We start from the raw sequence: 12,212 nt of genomic DNA on the forward strand, positions 1-12,212 counted from the left end.
TGTCTCTACTCCCCCTTCCGCACGCGGGAGAGGGAAAAACAGAGCGCTATAACTTGGGGGAAAGCTGCTTTTGGATATGCTTGCAGAGTTTGGCGCGAAACGCTGGGTCGGCCAGTTGCCCTGCATCATGGGCGCTGATTAAAAACAAATCTTCCACACGCTCGCCCAGCGTTGCGATTTTGGCGTTTTGCAGCGACAGGCCAAACTCCATAAAAATCCGTCCCAAGCGGGCGAGCAGGCCGGGGCGGTCGGGGGCGATAATTTCCAGCCAATTGCCGCCAAATTCCGCATCAGGGGTTAATTTGACCTCGGCGGGAAACGCAAAGTGTTTAAGCTGGCGCGGCACATGGCGGGAAATAATCGCCGGGTATTCGTCCGGGTTTTGCAGCGAGCGGGTTAAATTTAAGCGAATTTCGTCGATTCGTTCGCGGTCGTCGCCAATCTGGCTGCCATCGGCATTGAGCACGATGTAACTGTCCAGGGTAAAACCGCGGCGGCGGATAATCCGCGCATCGTGGATGCTCAAATTAAGCTGATCCATCATCGCCACGGTGACGGCGAACAGCTCCTGCTGGCGCGGCGCGTAAATCAGGATTTGCGTACCGCCTTCCGTTTGCAGCGGCGAGGTTTTGCGAATCAGCACCAAGGGGCCGTTATCTTGCGCGTGCTGCAAAATCGCCTCGGTATGCCAAGCTACGTCGGCGGCGGTGTGGCGCAGAAAATAGCCTTCGCCAAGCTGCTGCCAGAGCTGCTCGGCATCGTCTTGGTCAGTGTCGCCACGCAGCAGAATATCGAGGCTCGCGCTTTGCGTTAAGCGTACTTGTTCGGCGCGTTTAAGCGGGCTGGCAAGGCCGCGGCGCAAAGCGCGTTTGGTCTCGCCATAGAGTTGGCGCAGCAAACTGGCACGCCAAGAGTTCCATAACTTGGGATTGGTGGCGTTAATGTCGGCAACGGTCAAGAGATACAGGTAGTTAAGGTGCGTTTCATCGCCTATTGCGCTGGCAAATTCGTGGATAACCACCGGGTCTGCAATATCTTGGCGCTGTGCGGTGACGGACATTAAAAGATGCTGGCGCACCAGCCAGACCAACAATTCACGGTCGTTATCCGGCAGATGGTGGCGGCGGCAAAAAGCCTCGGCCTCTATCGCGCCTTGCTCGCTGTGATCACGTCCGCTGCCTTTGCCGATGTCGTGATACAAGGCGGCGAGATACAAAAGATAAGGTTTTTCGATACGTTCAGTCAGTTTGCTGGCGAGCGGGAATTTTTCGGCGAGTTCCGGCCACTTCAGTTTGCGCAATTGTTTGATGATTAACAGGCTGTGCGCATCGACCGTGTAAATATGAAACAAATCATGCTGCATCTGCCCGACAATGCGGCCAAATTCCGGCAGATAACGCGCCAACACGCCGTAGCGGCTCATTCGTCTTAGATTGCGGTGAATGCCTTGTTCGGCCTTAAACAGTTCAATAAAGCAGTCGGTATTTTGCCGCTCTTGGCGAAAGCTTTCGTCAATTAAATCCAGATGATGGCGCAGCAGGCGAATGGTGCCTGCACGAATGCCTTTGAGCGCGGGGTTTTGTGCCAGCAGCAGAAAGATTTCCAAAAGTGCCGGTGGATGCTGGTTAAATACTTGCGGGTGACTGGCCTCAATATAATCGCCACGCACCGAAAAACGCGGGTTTAGCGCGCGTACTGACTGCTGTATTCCGGCGTTTAAAATGGCTTCTTCAAAATGTTGAACCACCAGTTCAGACAGTTCGCTGATGCTCTTTACCGTGCGGTAATACTGACCCATAAAGCGCTCAATGCGCTGTTTGATGTCGGTTTCAGCAAAGCCGAGCAGTTCGGCGACTTCTGACTGATGGTTAAGCAGCAAACGGTCTTCGGCGCGTTTTGCCAGCAGGTGCAGCGCGTAGCGCACTTGCCATAAAAAGGCTTGCGAACGTTGCAGCAGTGCGTATTCGCTTTCCAGCAAAAAGCCTTCGGCGACCAACACATGGGCATTGAGCGTACCGAACTGGCGACGCGCGACCCAGAGCAAGGTTTGAATATCGCGCAAGCCGCCCGGCGATCCTTTGACATTGGGTTCGAGGTTGTACTCGGTATCTTGATACTTGGCGTGGCGGCTGCGCTGCTCGCGACGTTTAGCGAGGAAAAACTCGGCGCTCGGCCAAAGCTTGGTGCTGTCGGTTAACGCCAGCAGGCGTTGATGCAGGCCTTGATCGCCACAAAGCAGGCGGCTTTCCATCAGATTGGTGGTGAGTGTTAAGTCACCCTTGGCATCTTGTGCGCATTCATCGGCAGTTCGCACGCTCTGGCCGACTTCCAGCCCCATATCCCAGAGCAGCGCCAAAAAACCTTCAATTTTCGTGCGCAGCTTTTGCCTGCCGCTGTCTTCTGCCAGCAAAAGCAATAGGTCGATGTCGGAAAAAGGATGCAGTTCGCCACGGCCGTAGCCGCCAACGGCGAGCAGGGCGATTTCCTCTGGCGCAAAAGCAAAACGCGACCAAGCGGCCTTAAGGATTTGGTCAACAAACTGCGCACGGGCGCTGATCAGGGTGCGAATATCTTCCCCTGCACGAAACTGCGCATCCAGCGTTTCACAGGCCGCACGGATGGCGCTTTTAAAGGCGGGCAGGGGATTGCTTTGCTGCACAAGTGCTGTCAAGTGGTCTTGCGCAAGTGGCAGGATTTTACTCATTAGGCGCTAAGTGCCGGGAGAAGCTGTCCGTGGATGCGTTTCATCTTGGCGAAGGGTCAGGATTTCATAGCCGTTTTCAGTGACCAGTACGGTATGTTCATACTGCGCCGACAGCTTGCGGTCTTTGGTAATCGCCGTCCAGCCGTCGCCCAGCAGGCGGGTATGCGGCACACCTTGGTTAATCATTGGCTCGATGGTAAAGCACATGCCCGCTTGCAGGGTAAGGCCGGTTCCGGCGCGGCCATAGTGCAGCACTTGCGGCTCTTCATGGAACACCGCGCCAATGCCGTGCCCGCAATATTCGCGCACGACCGAAAAACCGTGCTTCTCGGCATATTTTTGGATGACCTCGCCAATATCGCCAAGCTGCGCTCCCGGGCGTACCTGCTCAATCCCTAAGTACATGCTCTGTTGCGTGACCTGGCACAGCCGCGCCGCCCACTGCGGCACTTCGCCGAGCAAAAACATGCGGCTGGTATCGCCGTGGTAGCCGTTTTTGATCACGGTAATATCGATATTGACAATATCGCCGTTTTTCAATGGCTTATCATTAGGAATGCCGTGGCATACGACATGATTGACCGAGGTGCAAATGGAACGCGGAAAGCCCCTGTAATTGAGCGGCGCGGGGACGGCCTTTTGCACCTCAACAATGTAGTCATGACAGAGCCGGTTAAGCGTTTCCGTCGAAACCCCGGGCTTGACGTGGGGTTCAATCATTTCCAGCACCTGCGCCGCCAAACGACCGGCCAAGCGCATTTTCTCGATTTCATCCGGCGTCTTGATACTGACGGCCATAACGGCTCCGTAAGCGGAAAAAGGCGGCAGTTTAGCAGACTTAACGCATCACAATGCCGCATGCGGCGAGATAGGCTTTGGCTTCGGGCAGGCTGTGCTGGCCGAAGTGGAAGATACTCGCCGCCAGCACCGCATCGGCCTTGCCTTCGAGGATGCCTGCGGCCAGATGCTCCAAGGTGCCTGCGCCACCGGAGGCAATCACCGGAATATGCAGCGTTTCGCTGACGGCGCGGGTAATGGCAAGGTCGTAGCCTTGCTTGACACCGTCTTGGTCCATGCTGGTCAAAAGGATTTCACCGGCGCCCAAGTCCTGCATTTTTTTTGCCCAACTGAGCGCCTCCAAACCGGTCGCCCGTCTGCCGCCGTGGGTAAAAATCTCCCAGCGCTCCACGCCTGTGCGCTTGACGTCGATGGCGACGACGATGCACTGCGAGCCAAAACGGGCGGCGGCTTCGCCGACAAAATCGGGATTTTGTACCGCAGTGGTGTTGATCGAGACCTTGTCCGCTCCGGCCGATAACAAATCGCGGATGTCTTCCACACGGCGCACACCGCCGCCTACGGTGAGCGGGATAAACACTTGCGCGGCCATCCGTTCGACCGTGTGTAGCGTGGTGCCGCGCCCGTGGTGGCTTGCGGTGATGTCGAGAAAGGTAATCTCGTCCGCGCCTTGCTCGTTGTAACGGCGGGCGATTTCCACCGGGTCGCCCGCGTCACGGATATTTTCAAAACGAACACCCTTGACCACGCGGCCATTGTCTACGTCAAGGCAGGGGATAATGCGTTTGGCGAGGGTCATGGCGCGGCCTCGTCGCACAGCGCTTGCGCTTCGGTTAAATCCAGCGTGCCTTGATAAATAGCACGCCCGGTAATCGCACCGATGATGCCGCTTTCTTGCACGGCCAGCAGTTTTTTAATGTCCTCAAGCACATGGATGCCACCCGAGGCAATCACCGGTATTTGGCACGCTCTGGCGAGCGCGGCGGTGGCTTCGACATTGCAACCTTGCAGCATGCCGTCCTTGCTGATGTCGGTATAGACAATGGCCGCCACCCCGTCCTTGGCAAAGCACCGCGCCAAGTCCGCCGCCTGTACGCTGCTTTGCTCAGCCCAGCCGTCGGTGGCGACCAAGCCATCACGCGCGTCCAGACCGACGATGATTTTTCCGGGGAAGGCGCGGCAGGCCTCACCAACAAATTCCGGTTGCTTAACCGCGAGCGTGCCGATAATCAGGTAGCTGACCCCGGCCTGAAGGTAGTGCTCGATGGTATTAAGTGAACGAATGCCGCCGCCAATCTGGATGGGAAGCGTCGGCCATTGCTTGGCAATGCTGCGGACAATCTCGCCATTGACCGGTTTTCCGGCAAATGCGCCGTTTAAATCGACCAGATGCAGGCGGCGGCAACCCGCATCAACCCAGCGCTGCGCGACCGCCAGCGGGTCTTTTGAAAAAACCGTGGCATCCTCCATCACGCCTTGGCGCAAGCGCACGCAGGCTCCATCTTTTAAATCGATTGCCGGGATAATCAACATCAGCTAGCGCCTAAAAAGCGGCCATTTTAGCCCTCCTCACGCGTTTGCGGGAGATAGGGCCGGGAAAGAGGCAGGGCAATCGGGTGAAGCGATTCGTTATGCTCCATTCGTGGGGAAAAGCACCCCAAAATAGTATTGCTTATCATTTAATCATCTTGAACGACCCCAATCCAGGATAGGAGTATGGGATCAGGTAGTAGCCTGCGTGCTCAAGACGACAGGAATAAGAACGACGCTCTTCACCCGGTTTGTCAACAGGCATTAATCATAGAAAATGATGGCATTGCAGACAGTTTCGGCCGGATTGCGAAGGGTATTTCCATTCGCAATCCTTTGCCCCATTTATTTAAGCTGCCATTCGCTGAATTTTTCCCCCAGCGCTTCGCCATAGTCTGCCCAGAACTCTGAGTTGACTTTAACGCCTTTATCAAAATGGGAGGTGGGCAGGTTATCCACCACATCCTTGGGCAGCAGCGCCGCCGAGGATTTACGCGCAGGGCCGTAGGCCACATCGGCCATGCCGGTTAATGGCGTGGTGCCGGTGGCGTAGAGGACGAACTTGATGGCGAGGTCTTTTCTTGGTGTGCCTTTTAAGATGGATCAACCTTCGGTGTCGTACAGGTGGCCGTCCCAGATAATCACGAACGGGCGCTTATCGTTGCGTATGGCATCGTAAAAACGGCCATTGGCGGACTGCACCATCACCGCGCCGCCATCGTTCAAAAGCTGCGGGGCTTGCGACCAGGAGTCAAACCAGACCACGTCTTTTTTGATGGTATCGAGCTTGGCAAAGGCGCGTTTTTGCCCTTCATCGGTGGCAAGCACTTTGTAGACTTGATCAAAGGGTACGCCATCGGCCATCAGCGCCCATTCGAGGTTGATTTGCGGGCGCTTGCGCAAGGCGCGTTTGCCGGGGATTTTGGCGCTATCGAACAGGTCGGCAATGGTCGTTGGTACGACTTTACCGATGGTGTCTTTGTTGTAGGCGTAGACGGTGGAGAAGATGTCGGTATCGACCGTGCAGTCACTTTGCAGCATGCCTTGCACGAAGTCATCCTCGGCGGGCGTGCCGTCCGCGCCAGGCGGCAGCAGGCTGTGGTCGATGGATTCGAGCAAGCCTTCGGAACAGGCGCGTTCAAGGTCAATCGCCTCAACATTGATAACATCCCATTGGATATTGCCGGATTCGACCTGGGCTTTCATCTCGGCCACGCCGCCGGAATAGCTGTCAAAGAGGATTTTAATGCCGCTATCGCGCTCAAACGGGTCTACCGAGTGCTTTTTGTGCATCGCGCCGTTAGCACCGCCAAAGGCAATGACGGTCAAGCTGTCCTGCGCCAGCGCCATGCTTGAGACGAGCGCAAAAGCGGCGGCCAGAGCCAGTGGTTGTAAGGGTTTCATCATTAAAGTGCTCCTGATTGTTGGGATTGTTGTAGCGGGTAGGCGCTTATTCGGCGGGTGGTCAAGCGCTTGGTTGAACACTGATGGTCGTAAGTTTTTTTGACCTGAACAAATCGCAAAAAGGCTTCGTTGGTATTGTTGTCTTGGCCGGTCATGGCTCCCTCCTGGCGTTTTTGGAAATTAGACGGCGGTTCAATTTATCGATTAATTGTCGCCAATTATCAATATTGCACCCAAGAAAAAGTATTTTCAAGTCTTGAGTGCTGCCTGTGTTGTTGCGGGGGCAATCGGGTGAAGAGCGTCATTCTTATTCGTGTCGTCTTGAACACGCAGGCGACTACCTGATCGCATGCTTCTATCCTGCATTGGGGGCATCCAAGACGATTAAATAAGAAACTGTCCTATCTGCGAGCGCTTTTCCCCACGAATGGAGCATGACGAATCGCTTCACCCGATTGCCTTGGGAGGAGAGATATTGCCATTGTCGACAATCGTCGTATATGCTTGCCGCACTTAATTAAACAACAAGGGTTTTCATGAGTATTTTGCAAAGCGAGGCGATACAGGCGGTGTTGGGCGGTGGGCTGGCCGAGGCGCATCAGCCGGTTTCTGAGCATGAAGCGGCGGCTTTGTTGCATCAGCACTATGGCGTATCCGGCACGCTCAAGCGTCTTGCTACGGAAAAGGACGATACTTTTTATCTGCAGGCAAAAAGCGGAGACTTTGTCTTTAAAATCGGTAATCCGGCTGAGCCTTGTGCGGAAATTGATTTTCAGACCAAACTGCTGCAACACATCATCCGGCACGACCCAAGGCTGCCGATACCGCAAGTTATTGCCACAGATGATGGCGAAGTTTTGCTGCACTTTACCGATAGCTTCGGGCAAAAGCGTATTGCGCGACTGATGACCTATCTGGCCGGAACGCCGCTCGACAGCACGCACTCCACCCCCGCAGGACGCGAGCAGATTGGCAGGTTGCTGGCACGTTTGCGCCACGCGACGGCCGATTTTGCCCATCCGGCGGACGGCCGCGTGATGGCTTGGGACGTAAAAAACCTGCCGCGCCTTGAGCCGTTGCTCATGGTGATTGATAACGAGCACCAGCATCAGCAACTGCTACGCGGCTTTGAGCGCTTCGCTGCATTGCACGAGCGCGTGCTTGGGCTGCGCCAGCAGGTGCTGCACAACGATTTCAGCCAGTCCAACATTGTGGTCAATCATGAACGAGCAGAGTTTGTCACTGGTTTGATTGATTTTGGCGACGCAGTGCGCACCGCCATTGCCATCGATGTCTCGACCGCTTTGCTCAACCAACTGCCGCGCGACGCGGGCAAGCGGCCAGTCACCGACCTGTTCGCGCAAGGTAAAGACCTGCTGCGCGGTTATCTGGAACTCGCCGAACTGTCGGCAGAAGAGCTCGAACTGATCCCCCATTTGACCATGGCGCGCGTCGTTACCCGCGCCTTGCTGTCGATTGCCCGCGCCAAGCAGTTTCCCGAAAACTGCGTCTATATCCTGCGCAATACCGAACAGGGCTGGGCGCAGCTTGACTGGTTTTTGGCGCGTTCCGTCGATGAAGTTTCCGCAACCCTTAGCGCCTTTCTACCCAAGGAGTGAACGATGACCGCCCCTGTCTACGGAAAAATGAACAACGCCTTTGACCCGTCCAAACTGGACGGCCTGCCGCCCGCAACAAAAGGGCGCATCAAGCGGCGCAGCCGCGCCTTGGGGCCGGCCTATCGGCTGTTTTATCAGCAGCCGGTGGAGGTCTGCCGCGCCCAAGGCGTGCTGCTGTATGACAGTGACGGCAACGAATATCTCGATGCTTATAACAACGTGGTTTCGGTCGGCCACTGCCATCCAAAAATTATTGCAGCGGTGCACCAGCAGATGCAGACGCTCTGCACCCATACGCGCTATTTGCAGGACGGCATTTTGGATTACGCAGAAGACCTGCTCTCGACCTTTGGCGGAAAGCTCTCGGCCAGTGGCCATGCCATGTTTACCTGCACCGGTTCCGAGGCCAATGATTTGGCGCTGCGCATTGCCATGCACCATACCGGCAAGCGCGGCATCATCATCACGCACGAGGCTTATCATGGCAATTCGCACCTGACTGCGAGCATTTCACCGTCATTGGGCGACAATTCCCCACTCGGCACCTGGGTTCGGCAAATTCCCGCGCCGGATGCCTATCGCCTGCCAAAAGAAGGTTTAGGCCAATGGATGGCCGGGCAAGTGCAAAAACAAATCCAAGACCTGGAGCGCCACGGCGACGGCCTCGCCGCCTTTATTGTCGATTCGGCGTTCTCCTCCGACGGCGTGTATACCCACCCCACCGACTTGCTCGCGCCGGTCGCCGAAGTGGTGCACGCAGCGGGCGGACTGTTTATCGCCGATGAAGTGCAATCCGGCTTTGGCCGCTTGGGCGATTCACTTTGGGGCTACCAACGCCACGGCGTAGCGCCTGACATCGTCACTATGGGCAAGCCGATGGGCAATGGTTTTCCGGTCGCGGGTATCGCCATTTTGCCGGAGGTGGTCGAAAGTTTTGGCCGCGCCATGCGCTACTTCAACACCTTTGGCGGTAACAGCGTGGCAATGGCGGCGGCGCAAGCCACGCTTAACGTGATTCGTGACGAAGGCCTGCTGGAAAACGCACAAAGCGTCGGCCGGTTTTTAAAAGACGGCCTGCTTGAACTCGCCAAAAGCCATGCGAGCATCGGTGATGTGCGCGGCTCTGGGCTGTATCTGGGCGTGGAAATGGTGCAAGATAGAAGCAGCAAACAAAGCAGTCCCTTTGCCGCCACTTACCTGGTCAACGCGCTGCGCGAGCGCCGCGTACTGATTTCCGCCAGCGGTTTTGACGGCAACAGCCTAAAAATCCGCCCACCCTTGGTCTTTGCCAAAGCGCATGCCGAACGCTTCCTTAATGAGCTGGACGGCGCACTTAACGATTTGAACAAGCAGCAATGAAACTTAACGCCAAGCCAAGACCGGTCGCCAAGCTGCCCGCCGAAGCACAGGCGACCGACAATCTGCGTGACTTTATCCTAAGCGGTTCGGTGGCTCCCGGCGCGCGTTTAACCGAGGAAGCGCTGGCCGAACAGATGGGCATTGCCCGCTCGACCTTGCGCACCGCACTCAACCGGCTGTGCTCCGAAGGCATCGTCCACAAAATCCCCTATTGCGGCTGGAAAATCCCCGAGCTTTCTGCCGTCGATGTGTGGGAGCTGTGGACGCTGCGCGGCGCACTGGAAGGTTTGGCCGCACGGCTGTTGGTTGAACGAGCCGATAAAGCGGTTTTGCAGCGCCTGCAAACGGCCTTTGCCGCGCTGCAACTTGCCTGCAATAAAGGCAAGCTACGCGCCATCTGCGACAGCGACCTCGCCCTGCACCGCTGCATGGTCGAAGCCACCGGACATACGCGCCTGCTGGCGCAATATCAGCTGGTTGAACAACAAGTGCGCCTGTTTATTACCGCCTGCAACGCCTTTGAATTAGAAAGCGGCGAAGATATCCTGTTGCAACACCAACCCATTATGCAGGCCATCTTAAAAGGCAACGGCACACTCGCTGAACACGAAGCGCGTAAACATAACGAATTGGAAGGGAAAAAACTGGCCAACTGGCTTAAGGCTTAGGGTCATTATTCCCCCTCTTTCATTGATGGAGCCTGCAGCGAAACATCCCGTTGGATCATTTAATAAATCTATGAACAAGTTCCCATATCGGCGATATTTTTGTTTCTTGTATTTATTCTTGTGAGCGATGTCACAACTTAAGTTTTTCCGACGCAAGCGTCGCGAGGTGTTTTTGTTGCAGATGGAGCAGTTGCTACCTTGGTCGATATGGGTCGGGCTAATCGAGATGCACTGTCCAAGACTGGTCGGGCGTCATGCTGCGCATCTATCTGTTGCAGCGGTATGCCGTAACATGCGGACAATTGCAATCGTTCTTGCGTCATGGGCTTTAGCCGGCTGCGTTCATGAGGCCGATTACGGCAAGATTGAGCGCAGCGGTAGCGGTTTATTCTTGAAACAATTAACGGTTATTCGTGAAGGGGATTATCAGCACGATAATTTCCTGCCCTGTGTTAGACGCTACGCGCGTTATTATTCCGCGCCAAAGGATAAGCGCGAGGTTTTGCAATACGATAACGGGCGAACCCTGCAATTAACCGGCAATACCCGCTGGCGCTTTGCCTTTGTTGACCGTTTTATGCGCTTTCAATTAACCGCGCAACGCTACAATAGGCGCTTTTATACCTTTGAAGAAATTTCCAGCGGAGAGCTTCTCTTGTTTAATAGAGGTGCGGTTTGGCCGCTGGCAGCCAGGGGTATTGAGGGTAAACGCGCCTTGCAAGCCTTGCTGGATGTGGTTGATAGCATTGAGCAATGCCAGCGGGATTTAGATAAACGGTAGTTAAGAATAACAATATCATCTTCTGTATAATATTTAGCCTGCATGGCTTTAAGCCACCGTGTTGAAATGATGCATAACGGGTTTTAACAACCAGTCTGCTTTCCATTACAGCGGCAATGCAAAGCAGATTGTCTGTGTGTCCAGCGATGGCCTTGAATAACCGCATCCTGGTATTTAGCTGTTCCCGTTTCAATAGCCTCTGCGGCTTTGTCAAATCACTCAAACTGCGCGTCAGGAGCAGGCACTCGACGGGCGCTCTCTGGGGTTACCAAGGCAACAACGGCCAGTATAGCGACGGTGGCTTTCGCGACAGGCTTGTGGGGAGAGGAACAAAGTGCTCCCCTCGCCCGCTTGGGGGATAGGGTTATTTAAGCCGCCGTTCAATCCCCTGTTCGAGCAATATCCGTGCGGAAATTTCTTCCACCGAAAAATGCGTTGAGTTAATAAAAGGAATATCCTCGCGGCGCAATAATTGCTCCACTTCACGCACTTCAAATTCACACTGCGCAATACTGGCGTAACGACTATTGGCGCGGCGTTCATTGCGGATACTGCTTAAGCGTTCAGGATCAATGGTCAGACCAAATAATTTATGCCGATAGGGTTTAAGCGCTGTGGGTAATTTAGGCTGCTCCATATCCTCTTCAGTTAAAGGATAATTGGCTGCACGAACGCCGTATTGCATCGCCAAATACAAACAAGTGGGCGTTTTACCCGAGCGCGAAACCCCGAGCAAGATTAAATCAGCCTGGTCGTAATAATGCGTGCGGGCGCCGTCGTCGTTATCCAGCGCAAAGTTTACCGCGGCCATGCGTTCCATATAATGACTATTGCGGTCAATGGCATGCGAAGTGCCGACTGAATAAGAAGAATGTTCTTGTAGCTCTTGCTCCAAAGGCGATAAAAAGGTCGAGAAAATATCCACCATAAAGCCGTTGGACTGTGCCAATACTTCGCGTATTTGCTGATTAACCACGGTATCAAAAATAATCGGGCGGGCGTTATCTTCAGTGGCGGCGCGATTGATTTGCTGCACTAAAACTTGCGCTTTTTCGATAGTATCGATATAGGGTACGGTCAACTTTTTAAAGTGGATATTGGCAAATTGCGCCAGCAAACTTTGCCCCAGCGCTTCTGCGGTAATACCGGTGCCATCGGAAATAAAAAAAGCGCTGCGTTGCATAAATCACCTGTAGACTGACGAAAATAACGCAAGTGTAAGGATGACAAGAAGAAATGAACAGCTTAACCGAAACACTGATACTAAGTTTTCACAAAGTAAAGTCATTTTTATATATAATATAGGCATGAAATGTAAACGGCAATCCGATGGTCGTGCTCACGATCAT

Annotated in this window: 12 protein-coding genes; 4 read left to right on the plus strand and 8 right to left on the minus strand. The window is 54.6% G+C overall.

What is annotated here, in order from left to right:
* Positions 1-46 precede the first annotated feature (46 nt).
* The 7 genes from AXE65_RS12170 to AXE65_RS13915 form a co-directional block, all read right to left on the minus strand.
* Entirely contained in the window at positions 47-2,704 is a 2,658-nt protein-coding gene (locus AXE65_RS12170) for a [protein-PII] uridylyltransferase (RefSeq protein ID WP_068392923.1), read from the minus strand.
* 6 nt (positions 2,705-2,710) lie between these two features.
* On the minus strand, positions 2,711-3,502 hold the full coding sequence (gene map, locus AXE65_RS12175; RefSeq protein ID WP_068392925.1) for a type I methionyl aminopeptidase: 792 nt from the start codon (positions 3,500-3,502) through the stop codon (positions 2,711-2,713).
* Positions 3,503-3,542: 40 nt separating this feature from the next.
* Positions 3,543-4,301 (minus strand): imidazole glycerol phosphate synthase subunit HisF, encoded by a 759-nt coding sequence (gene hisF / locus AXE65_RS12180; protein ID WP_068392928.1) that lies wholly within the window; start codon positions 4,299-4,301, stop codon positions 3,543-3,545.
* Positions 4,298-5,035: a 1-(5-phosphoribosyl)-5-[(5-phosphoribosylamino)methylideneamino]imidazole-4-carboxamide isomerase gene (gene hisA / locus AXE65_RS12185; RefSeq protein ID WP_068392931.1), complete on the minus strand. Its 738-nt coding sequence runs from the start codon at positions 5,033-5,035 to the stop codon at positions 4,298-4,300. The genes hisF and hisA overlap by 4 nt, the downstream gene beginning before the upstream one ends.
* A gap of 342 nt (positions 5,036-5,377) precedes the next feature.
* Positions 5,378-5,554, minus strand: a complete 177-nt coding sequence (locus AXE65_RS14225) for a hypothetical protein (RefSeq protein ID WP_239685098.1) — start codon at positions 5,552-5,554, stop codon at positions 5,378-5,380.
* A gap of 81 nt (positions 5,555-5,635) precedes the next feature.
* Positions 5,636-6,439 (minus strand): extracellular solute-binding protein, encoded by an 804-nt coding sequence (locus tag AXE65_RS12190; RefSeq protein ID WP_239685099.1) that lies wholly within the window; start codon positions 6,437-6,439, stop codon positions 5,636-5,638.
* Positions 6,439-6,591, minus strand: coding sequence for a hypothetical protein (locus AXE65_RS13915; protein WP_160330613.1), 153 nt, complete (start codon positions 6,589-6,591; stop codon positions 6,439-6,441). The genes AXE65_RS12190 and AXE65_RS13915 overlap by 1 nt, the downstream gene beginning before the upstream one ends.
* Positions 6,592-6,972: 381 nt before the next feature.
* Between AXE65_RS13915 and AXE65_RS12195 the strand changes: the two genes are divergently transcribed.
* The 4 genes from AXE65_RS12195 (at position 6,973) to AXE65_RS12210 (ending at position 10,863) form a co-directional block, all read left to right on the plus strand.
* The gene (locus tag AXE65_RS12195) at positions 6,973-8,055 is read left to right on the plus strand and encodes a phosphotransferase (RefSeq protein ID WP_068392934.1); all 1,083 of its coding nucleotides are present in this window, start codon (positions 6,973-6,975) and stop codon (positions 8,053-8,055) included.
* Positions 8,056-8,058: 3 nt separating this feature from the next.
* Positions 8,059-9,414 carry an aspartate aminotransferase family protein gene (locus AXE65_RS12200; protein WP_239685100.1) on the plus strand — a complete coding sequence of 452 codons (1,356 nt, stop codon included), beginning with the start codon at positions 8,059-8,061 and terminating at the stop codon, positions 9,412-9,414.
* Positions 9,411-10,082 carry a GntR family transcriptional regulator gene (locus AXE65_RS12205; RefSeq protein WP_068392937.1) on the plus strand — a complete coding sequence of 224 codons (672 nt, stop codon included), beginning with the start codon at positions 9,411-9,413 and terminating at the stop codon, positions 10,080-10,082. Before AXE65_RS12200 ends, AXE65_RS12205 begins: the two co-directional genes overlap by 4 nt.
* A 292-nt stretch (positions 10,083-10,374) precedes the next feature.
* Entirely contained in the window at positions 10,375-10,863 is a 489-nt protein-coding gene (locus AXE65_RS12210) for a hypothetical protein (protein WP_068392940.1), read from the plus strand.
* 364 nt (positions 10,864-11,227) lie between these two features.
* On the opposite strand, the gene ppsR is transcribed toward AXE65_RS12210, so the two are convergent.
* Entirely contained in the window at positions 11,228-12,046 is an 819-nt protein-coding gene (ppsR, locus tag AXE65_RS12215) for a posphoenolpyruvate synthetase regulatory kinase/phosphorylase PpsR (RefSeq protein WP_068392943.1), read from the minus strand.
* Positions 12,047-12,212: the final 166 nt, after the last annotated feature.

Origin of the sequence: Ventosimonas gracilis, from assembly GCF_001580025.1 — a bacterium.
GTDB lineage: Bacteria > Pseudomonadota > Gammaproteobacteria > Pseudomonadales > Pseudomonadaceae > Ventosimonas > Ventosimonas gracilis.

Coding starts and splice junctions, on each gene's coding strand:
- AXE65_RS12170 (WP_068392923.1), bottom strand. CDS start 2,704: ATGAGTAAAATCCTGCCACTTGCGCAAGACCACTTGACAGCACTTGTG.
- map (WP_068392925.1), bottom strand. CDS start 3,502: ATGGCCGTCAGTATCAAGACGCCGGATGAAATCGAGAAAATGCGCTTG.
- hisF (WP_068392928.1), bottom strand. CDS start 4,301: ATGACCCTCGCCAAACGCATTATCCCCTGCCTTGACGTAGACAATGGC.
- hisA (WP_068392931.1), bottom strand. CDS start 5,035: ATGTTGATTATCCCGGCAATCGATTTAAAAGATGGAGCCTGCGTGCGC.
- AXE65_RS14225 (WP_239685098.1), bottom strand. CDS start 5,554: ATGGCCGATGTGGCCTACGGCCCTGCGCGTAAATCCTCGGCGGCGCTG.
- AXE65_RS12190 (WP_239685099.1), bottom strand. CDS start 6,439: ATGATGAAACCCTTACAACCACTGGCTCTGGCCGCCGCTTTTGCGCTC.
- AXE65_RS13915 (WP_160330613.1), bottom strand. CDS start 6,591: ATGACCGGCCAAGACAACAATACCAACGAAGCCTTTTTGCGATTTGTT.
- AXE65_RS12195 (WP_068392934.1), top strand. CDS start 6,973: ATGAGTATTTTGCAAAGCGAGGCGATACAGGCGGTGTTGGGCGGTGGG.
- AXE65_RS12200 (WP_239685100.1), top strand. CDS start 8,059: ATGACCGCCCCTGTCTACGGAAAAATGAACAACGCCTTTGACCCGTCC.
- AXE65_RS12205 (WP_068392937.1), top strand. CDS start 9,411: ATGAAACTTAACGCCAAGCCAAGACCGGTCGCCAAGCTGCCCGCCGAA.
- AXE65_RS12210 (WP_068392940.1), top strand. CDS start 10,375: ATGCGGACAATTGCAATCGTTCTTGCGTCATGGGCTTTAGCCGGCTGC.
- ppsR (WP_068392943.1), bottom strand. CDS start 12,046: ATGCAACGCAGCGCTTTTTTTATTTCCGATGGCACCGGTATTACCGCA.